This is a genomic window from Moorena sp. SIO3B2 (assembly GCF_010692525.1).
Lineage (GTDB): Bacteria > Cyanobacteriota > Cyanobacteriia > Cyanobacteriales > Coleofasciculaceae > Moorena > Moorena producens.
Map to the genome: position 1 here is coordinate 1 of NZ_JAAHHE010000294.1, position 7,660 is coordinate 7,660.

The window sequence follows — 7,660 nt, forward strand, 5'->3', positions numbered from 1 at the left end:
GCCCTTCGAGTCGGATTTGCCCTCAAGGCAACTCAATTCCGTTGACCTTCCCTGAACTAGGTGTGGAATAGGAGCCAGTTCCCTAGTTCGACCCAAGTTACTGGTTTGTCAGATGGCTGTGAATATTAGTAGACAAGAACCCTATAGTAACCATGGATAAGGCAACTACGTAATTATTCGTAGGCCACTATTGCGAGTGGCTCAGAGATTTCCGAGATTTTGCGGATACGGTTTACTGTCATTTCCGATTACTGTTGTATATGGTAGTTTTAACCTTTTGCTGCATCCCCCTGGGGCACCCAACCGCCCATCAGGGGTTTTTTGTATTGAGTGTGGCTAAATTTTATCAGTTATAGTATGCTGTAGTCTTAACTGTAATTGCAGGAGAGTGCAGTGGGGAGTAGGAATCGGGTTTTGATAATGTCTCAATTAGGCTAACCGTCCCTACCCCGTCTTATCCACTAAACTCAAGGTCTCCCAAGGTTACTCCACTTTTAATAATCGGCTAAAAATTCAAGCTAGACTAGTATTAGCCGGTAAAATACCTAAAGTTTTCCATATAAAGGACAATCCATTTTAAGCTTTTTAATTTTTGTAGCCCTATAAGTTAAATTAAAATGTGATATGATAATTTTTTATTTGTTTTTAAAATATAAAAAATTATCTATGAAATTATTATAATAATCAGTAAAATACCACTACTAATAAATCCGTAAAAAATACTGACAATAGGGTTGCTTTTATTACTATAAATAAATAGTTAGTTTATTTATAGTAATAATTTTATTAATAATTAAAAATATTCGGTTAAGCCTGCCATCAAAAAAAGCAAAAAACAACTGATATAGAAATCCTAATAAAAACGTGATAAACATCAACAGGAGGATGGGTGGATTCTTCCCCATCTTCCCCATCTCGATCAATCATCCCCCTACAGATGCAACGCTCCCGATTTATCTGTGGGGAGTCGTCAAGTCGCTTGACCGTAGGTCACGCTGCGCGAACGCTCCAATTCAAAGTTCAAAATTATTAATTCAAAATGATTCGGACAATTCTAGATTTTTAATTTTTAATTTTTAATTTTTAATTCCCCGGGGGGCTTGTACCCGGAATTAATTAATTCAAAATTTGTTCAATGTCTTGATGCAATAGCGAGTGGGGGAAACCACGGCAATAGCGAGTGGGGGGAACCCCCAAGACCGCGCTGCCTCCCCAAGACCGCGCTGCATCGCTTCTAGATTTTTAATTTTTAATTTTTAATTTTTAATTCCCCGGGGGGCTTGTACCCGGAATTAATTAATTCAAAATTTGTTCAATGTCTTGATGCAATAGCGAGTGGGGGAAACCACGGCAATAGCGAGTGGGGGGAACCCCCAAGACCGCGCTGCCTCCCCAAGACCGCGCTGCATCGCTTCTAGATTTTTAATTTTTAATTTTTAATTTTTAATTCCCCAAAGGGGTCAAAGCTAACAAGTTCTGATGGTACAAACCCCACTAAAAACCAGAATTACGGGCTTGCTCCATCAACTGCTCAGCCCTACGTCCCCACTGGGGATTACCTTGGCTATTGTAAAGGTCTCTAGCATACTGCAAGACTTCCAGAGCATCACTAAATCGGTTTTGGCGCAGAAATACTACACCAGCACCATAATAGGCATTAGCGTAGTTCGAGTTAGCTACCGCTGCTTGCTGGAAAGCTGCCAGAGCACCATCCAAATCTCTCTGATTAAATAAAATTCCCCCGATATTGTAGTGGGCTTCGGGGTATTTGGGATTGATTTTGATCGCTTGCTCAAACGCCTTTTTTGCTTCCTCCAGCTTGCCCTGTTGCCTATAAATCAGTCCCAAATGATATGCCGGTTCGGGAGCATTACGGCTAAATTCCATTGCTTGTTTAAATGATGCGATCGCTTGTGCGGGTGTTCGCAACTGGGACATAACTAGACCCATGTTATAGTGAGCAACACCCAGTTTAGGGTCAAGTTCCAGAGCTCTTTCTAGATATTCCCGTGCCTGAGACAAATTCTTTCCTTCCAACAGAGCAGCCCCTAAATTAGCAAAGGCTAGAGCAAATTTGGGATCAGTCTGGGTCGCCCGATAAAAGGCATCGGCTGATGCCTGCAATTTTCCAACCTGCCGCAATGCTAAGCCCAAGTTGTAGTGTGCTGGTGCTAGCTTGGGATTCAGTTGGGCTGCCTTTTCAAACGCCACGATCGCTTCAAGTACCTTACTCTGTTGAATTAATGCCAGTCCTTGATTAAGTTGCTCAAGGGCTGCGGGTTGAGTTGGTTTAAGTGCTGGCAGATACTGAGACTGGGCGATTTGTCTACTACTGTAACCGTAAGGGCGAGTAAGGGGATGATGTCTACTCAGTCTCTCTGGTGAATCCTTCAGATGATCTGGGTTAACCCCTAGGGCATGGGAAACTAGTGGCTGTGTCAGCACCAACAGCCAACTGACTCCTAGGCAGAAATATCCTCTGGCAGTGACTTTTGTGTTAACAAACATTAAGTTGAGTGGGAACAAATTTTTCTTAAGATTTTTGAAACATTTTTTTTTATAGTTGTTACGTGTATTCATATTTTTTGAAAATTAGTGACCTAGAGTTATCTAACTTAACAGTTTTAGTAGTTTACATTACAAGACATTGCAAGTTCGATCTAGATCAAACCAAAATAAGTTAATCTCACAACCAGATAACGTTGATCCCATCTCAACAAAACTTCTGCATAAACCAGTAGTCAGGAGATAAGTAGGTAGAATGATTAGGTAAGAGAACCGTTGACATGGCACTTTTTAATCAACTAACCTCCCTACCAGATCATCCCCTTCAAGCTCCGCTTCAATGCATAAGTCCAATTGAAATAATTTGGGGGTAAATTATGAACGGCAAAGTGTGTAAAGCCACCCGTAATGTGGCAATTGTTGGTCCGTATCTCAGTGGTAAAACCACTCTACTCGAAAGTTTGTTGTCCGTTACTGGTAGGATTTCTCGCAAAGGCACAGTAAAGGAAGGCAACACCGTCGGTGATAGTGCCACCGAGGCCAGGCAACGCCAAATGAGTGTGGAGGTAACTGCCGCCAGCACCGAGTATCAAGATATCTGCTTCAATTTTATAGACTGTCCCGGTTCCATTGAATTTGCTCAAGAAACCTACAACGCCTTAGTTGGTGTGGATGCGGCTGTCGTGGTTTGTGAACCAGTAAGCGATCGCGTCCTCACCCTAGCACCCTTATTCAAATTTCTCGACGACTGGGAAATCCCCCACTTAGTCTTTATTAACAAAATGGATCGGTTTGAGTTGACCGATGATGCTAATGGTAACTCCTTACGGTCCGTCTTCGATGCCCTCAATTCCGTTTCCACTCGCCCCTTAGTACTGCACCAATACCCCATTGGTAAGGGAGAACACCTCACCGGATTTATTGATTTAGTCACCGAACAAGCCTATCTTTACCATCCTGATGCCCCAGCTGATCCGATCCCACTGCCAGAGTCATTGAAAGAGGCAGAACAGCAAGCACGCACAGAATTACTAGAAACCTTAGCAGATTTTGACGACCACCTCCTCGAAGAACTACTAGAAGAAATCGAGCCACCCCAAGAAGAAATTGTCCAAGACCTGAAGATGGAATTGGGGGCCGACTTGATTGTACCTGTATTTATAGGTGTTGCTCAGCAAGATTACGGTGTTCGCCCCTTGATCGATGCCCTACTGCGGGAAGCACCAACCCCAGAAACCACCGCCGAGCGTCGGGACATTGCTGGTGATGAATCAAGCACGGTGGCACAGGTACTCAAAACCTATTACACTCCCCAAGGTGGAAAACTCTCCCTAGTGCGAGTTTGGCAAGGTAAACTAACCGATGGCATGGTCTTTAATGGTGCCCGCGCCGGAGGCTTATACCGTATGTTTGGTCACCACACTCAGTCAGTTTCCCAAGTCTCTGCTGGTGATATCATTGCCCTGGGACGCTTAGAGGGCATTAAAACTGGTGACACCCTGACCACTGATACGGGTAATCGAGAGATTAAATTACCAATAGCTGAGGCAAGCAAACCAGTCTATGCGTTAGCCATTACCCCTCAGAAGCGCAAAGATGAGGTTAAGCTGAGTGGTGCCTTAACCAAGCTGCTGGAAGAAGACCCATCTTTGGTGTGGGAACAACATGGAGACACTCACGAAATCATCCTATGGGGACAGGGAGATATTCATCTTCAGGTTGCTCTAGACCGGATGAGCCGCAAATACAACTTACCGATGACCACTCACTTACCCCGAGTGCCTTACAAAGAAACTATCCGCAAATCCACTACCTCTCACGGGCGCTACAAGCACCAAAGTGGTGGTCATGGGCAATATGGTGATGTCTACCTTGATATCCAACCCTTGTCTCGGGGTGAAGGGTTTAACTTCTCCGAAAGCATTGTCGGTGGGGTCGTCCCAAAGCAATATATCCCTGGTGTGGAGATCGGAGTAAAGGAGTACTTGTCCCACGGACCCTTAGGCTTCCCAGTGGTAGATGTGGCTGTTACTCTCACCAATGGCTCTTACCACTCGGTAGATAGTTCGGAACAGGCATTTAAACAAGCAGCACGGCTCGCTATGACCGGTGGTATGCCCAATTGTGAACCAACGTTACTTGAGCCAATTATGTCTGTTGGGGTCTATGCACCTCAGGAATTTACCTCTAAGGTGCTGCAATTGATCACCGGTCATCGGGGTCAAATCCTCGGCTATGAGACCTGTTCTGATTGGACAGGATGGGATTGTGTCTCTGGCTATATCCCCCAGGCAGAAATGCAAAACTTGATCATGGAATTGCGATCGCTTACTCTAGGGATCGGTTTCTTTAATTGGACCTATGACCATCTCCAGGAAGTGCCAGGTAAGCTAGCTGATCGGGTGCTGGCCACCGCTGGCAATGGAAATGGTAATGGTAAGAGCTAGGTTAATCCTGTTAGGTAAGCATTCAGCCGTCAGCCTAATGCCGTCAGCTTATTTTATTCAAAAGCACCTCAAGTAGCGATGCAGCGCGGTCTTGGGGAGGCAGCGCGGTCTTGGGGGTCCCCCCCATGAGCGACTGCCGTGGTTTCCCCCGGAAACGAAACCTTAGACAGGCTCGCCTTTATGGTTGGTAGGCTATGCAGATGCATGGTTAAAACTTATTGATTAAGGCGAGCCTGTCTTACGGTAACTATCGCCAAAGGCGACGCTTCGCGAACAAACCACTCGCTATTGCATCAAGACAGCCTGCGCTATGGGGATAATCTGTTCCGGTAGCGTGGCCACAGACCCAAAGCTGATACGCGACACGCTGATAGCTGTTGGCGTAGCCTGGGCGTAGCGCATATGCTTACCCTGTTAGGGGTTAGGTTAATGGTTAATGGTTAATAGTTAATCGTTAATGATTTTATTACTTAAAGCCTAAAGCAATCATTCCTAATCCCTAGCGATAGGCTATCCGCTGGAGTTTTTCAAAAATAAAGGGAACTATCAAAATCAGTAGTTTGATTGGCCAAGGAACAAAAAATAGGCTGACAAACAGACACAGTAAGGCTGTTATAGCTGCAGCCACTTTGACGATTTCTTCAGTAGTCTTAACGCAAAGGTAAATGGCTACTGAGGCGATCATCAAAGTTATCGATAATGGGATAATCATAATTATTACCTCAACATTTTCCGCCATAATTACCTAACCTAGCATCAGGGTTATGGAAAACATAGCAGTTGAGTCAGGTCGCCCCGTCTAGGCAAGAGGGGGGTGCTGACCATCCAACACTGCCAATTAGCAGAACTTGATCCCAGATTATTCTCCTAGAGACTACACGATTGAGAATGGGATTTTCGGATACTGACCTAAATTTTCCAACCTTGGGGTTCGTTTGATTCACCTCAAGACTGAAGTTCCCCCAAAGTTTGAACTACTCGAAACCTCAATCCCAATCTCTGTGGTGTTTCTAGATTATGATGTACTTACTGCTACTGGGTACAGTCTTATTCAGAATGCTCACAACGTTCAACTGAAGGGCTATGAAGCGATGCAGCGCGGTCTTGGGGAGGCAGTGCGGTCTTGGGGGTTCCCCCGGAGACGAAACCTTAGAGAGTGGAGCCTTTAATGTCAGCAGGTTATGCAGAAAAGGGTTAAATATTTTTTAATAAGGCTCCACTCTCTTACGGTAACTATCGCCAAAGGCGACGCTTCGCGAACAAACCATGAGCAACTGGCGTGGTTTGCCTCATGAGCGACTGCATCAAGAAGCGATTTGGTTCTCATATCATGTCCGGATAATTAGTAATCAAAAACCATCTCCGATGAAACCTTACTCCTTTACTTCTGCCTTCTGCCTTCTGCCTTCTGCCTTCGATTCGGCCAAGCGTGTAAGTATTCAACCGGAGATGATATCAAATAAAAATGCAACCAGTGCCTATAGTTGCATTATATTCCAATTCCCGACACACTTCAAGAACCAACATGGGTACACAATTTCAAGGCTCAATCACGCTTATCCCTTATGGGGAGAGCCTTTCAATGGCATAGTAGTATAAACGAACGGGGGAACTTCAGTCACAATCTCTGAATCATGGCCTGAGATCGCTAATTCGAGTTTTTGCGAGCAGCGGCTAGGCAATTCCAGTAGGCGCATGAATTCCTGATCTTTCTGCCCATACGGCTCCCCTCGGTAAACGACATCACCATAGGCACTCCAGTTAGCAATGGTAGTGAAGGCGGCATCTGCCAGTTCTGGAGTGGATGCAGAGTTTTGCCATAGTTCTGGCACCACTGGAGGGACGATAGGCAACCAGTCTTGGCCATCAGTTGGAATCTTACAATCGGAGTGTCCGATGTTAGTACCATAGCTAAAGTAGAGGTGATAGTCATTGCGCCCCTCCACAGCGAACTTTCCAATTTGGGTAAAGAATGGATCCATATCAATTAATACCCGGCGCTTACAGATACGGAACTCGGGTAACCAGCAAACCCCACCGATATTCAACAGCAGATCAGCGGCTCCCAGTATTCGCTTCACTTCTTCCCACTCTGCACCATAGACAGTTCCTGTATCACGATTCACGTAGCACGCCGTAACATCTGCGCCATAGCTGTTTATTAACTTCTGTACTATACGCAGACCGGCCTTTGGCTCGTCACTGTAATCGCGGGTGACCGGGTCATAACAAGATAGGAGCCAACCGCTCTCCTCCAGCTAGAGGACATCGTATCCCAAGCGATTCAGACCCAATAAATAATGAAAATAGGCGAGTATATTTCCGGCAACTGGATGTCGGATCATATAGCCACAGACAACAATGCTTGACATTAGAACTCTTAGAAAAGCATTTAAGCTACACTAAGTAGAAAATATATTAATCATAACATTTATTAATTATAAAATCAAGTTGCTTTTCCAAAATTTAAAATTTCAAGATGATATTCCCCTATCAAGTGCTGGGTTTACTCTCTCATCAAGCCACTGATTCTTTATTCTGGGTTTGAGGTCAAACACGACAATCAATTCACTTTGGTACATACAGGTTAAATTTGAACAAAGATAGTCATAAAACTGGGCATAATGTTCTAACCACCAAAAGGCGGACCAGGCAAAAACTATCTTCTTTGCTCCGGCCTCACGTAATCGCTCTAATTCCTGAATGGC

4 protein-coding genes and 1 pseudogene are annotated in these 7,660 nt (G+C 44.8%); 1 reads left to right on the forward strand and 4 read right to left on the reverse strand.

Annotated features, from left to right (window positions below; translation table 11 throughout):
• Nucleotides 1-1,494: 1,494 nt before the first annotated feature.
• Nucleotides 1,495-2,508 (reverse strand): tetratricopeptide repeat protein, encoded by a 1,014-nt coding sequence (locus F6K38_RS31585; RefSeq protein WP_008181208.1) that lies wholly within the window; start codon nucleotides 2,506-2,508, stop codon nucleotides 1,495-1,497.
• Between the two features lie 374 nt (nucleotides 2,509-2,882).
• On the opposite strand from F6K38_RS31585, the gene F6K38_RS31590 reads away from it, so the two are divergent.
• Complete coding sequence (locus tag F6K38_RS31590; RefSeq protein ID WP_008181210.1) at nucleotides 2,883-4,952, forward strand: elongation factor G; 2,070 nt, start codon at nucleotides 2,883-2,885, stop codon at nucleotides 4,950-4,952.
• Nucleotides 4,953-5,451: 499 nt separating this feature from the next.
• Here the strand turns inward: F6K38_RS31590 and F6K38_RS31595 are convergent, their stop codons facing one another.
• The 3 genes and pseudogenes from F6K38_RS31595 to F6K38_RS31605 all read right to left on the reverse strand — a co-directional run.
• Nucleotides 5,452-5,664 (reverse strand): hypothetical protein, encoded by a 213-nt coding sequence (locus tag F6K38_RS31595; RefSeq protein WP_044492472.1) that lies wholly within the window; start codon nucleotides 5,662-5,664, stop codon nucleotides 5,452-5,454.
• Nucleotides 5,665-6,508: 844 nt separating this feature from the next.
• Nucleotides 6,509-7,078, reverse strand: a complete 570-nt coding sequence (locus tag F6K38_RS31600; RefSeq protein ID WP_008181216.1) for a hypothetical protein — start codon at nucleotides 7,076-7,078, stop codon at nucleotides 6,509-6,511.
• A 348-nt stretch (nucleotides 7,079-7,426) separates the two neighbouring features.
• Nucleotides 7,427-7,660: pseudogene (locus tag F6K38_RS31605) on the reverse strand (hypothetical protein); the annotation flags it as partial.